The 1689-nt window shown below is 39.2% G+C and carries 1 protein-coding gene; it reads left to right on the forward strand.

Annotated elements, in window-relative coordinates; genetic code table 11:
• The coding region (locus VE944_RS13225; RefSeq protein ID WP_324977689.1) for an AAA domain-containing protein at positions 1-1689 on the forward strand (1689 nt) is incomplete at both ends.

Below are 1689 nucleotides of genomic sequence, written 5' to 3' on the forward strand. Positions count from 1 at the left end.
CCTAATCATCAGCATCATCTCGACATTCCACCCGCAACATTAAAACGCATCGCAGCCGCGCCAGTTTGTGGCGAAAATGTGCCCACAGAAGAGCAGCTTAAAGCTTGGAAAGCATTTTTGCAGATTGAGGAAAAAATCGCTAAAGCACGTCAATTTTGTGTGCGTTACGTAAGTCATAACTATAACTTCAAAAGACAAATCAGTTTTGAAATCGATGTAGCTTCAGCCACCCTCGACGGCTTTTATCAAAATTCCCTTGATGTAGACAACTTTTGGGAACGAGCAAGACGCACAAAAAACGAAGATTTAAAGCTTTTTGAGACTGCTCCCGTCGGCAAAAATTGGATTAGTGGCCGTCAATTAGGCGCTGTTGAGGAAGTTGACCCCAACCGTTGTATTATTAGTCTCAGGCTAGAACGTGACTTAGCTGAATTCATGGCAACAGAGCGTTATAAGTTGCCAGATACCGGATTTTTGTGTTTTGAAGCAGTTGGTGATATTCAGCAGATTCAGCGCAAGAAAAAAGCTTTAGATGATTTGAATAATGGTTACACCCAAAATCCATATTTGGGTAACTTTTTATTTGATGCTTCTCAAGCTAGACAAATCAAAACAACTGTTGAACTTGAACCACAAGATTTGCTATTATCTTCTGCAAATCCTGGTCAGAAAGCAGCAGTAGAAAAGGTACTTACCGCTAAGGATCTTGTTCTCATCCAAGGGCCACCAGGTACTGGTAAAACTACCGTAATTGCGGAGATTTGCTATCAAATTGCGCTTCGCGGTGGACGTACCTTAATCGCATCTCAAGCTAATTTAGCAGTAGATAATGCCCTGAGTCGATTAGTTCACAACCCCGTAATTCGCGCTGTACGAAAAGGCAGAGCCGAAAAAGTTGGCGAAGAAGGACAGCCATTTTTAGAAGACCAAGTGATTGGCAGATGGCTAGAAAATACAGCTTATGACTGCGAAAATAATCTTACTCAACGGCTCGAAAATATCCAAGTTTTCAGTCAATTACTTGCATCATCACAAAGATTTACAGCCTACTTCCAAGCAGAAGAAGAATTCAATCAACAACAAATTAAATTCAATAAAAATAAGTTAAAAGTAGAGAGCGACTTTAAAAGTCAAGAAAAATCTTATAACGAAACCGTAGAAAAACAGAACGAGGTTGAATCCCTAATTGCAGGATTAGAAAATATACTAAATACTGTACCAAATATAAACTGGGAAGCTCCAGAAGTTACAGATTTTTTGCCGCTTCTTAAGCCATACACAGAAGGTAACAGTGTAGTAGAAGAATTTTTAGCAAATGTTCGTCAAACCATAAAATATACTGATGAACTTGGCTTTGTGCGTCCGGCGCTTGGTGCTTTTGGTTTAGCGGTTTGGTTGCGTGAAACTGTAGCAACAGAAATTTCTGGATTTAAAACAGCTTTGGCTTCTGCTCAAAATGCAAGTAAAGCTATATCAGAAGTTGCAGCATCAATACAGATTGTCCAACAAAATTTTGCCTCATTAAATCAGCTACAACCAGATTATCAGAAATATCTTGCCAAACTGCAAAACATCCAGCAAACAATCCAGATATGGGAAAACCGCAAACGCGAAATAGATTATATTATCTCAGCAGTTAAGGAATGGAAATCTACAGCACCTTCTCTTCTCTATCAAACTTTAAAAGAA

The organism is Nostoc sp., from assembly GCF_035638895.1.
Classification (GTDB): Bacteria; Cyanobacteriota; Cyanobacteriia; order Cyanobacteriales; family Nostocaceae; genus Nostoc.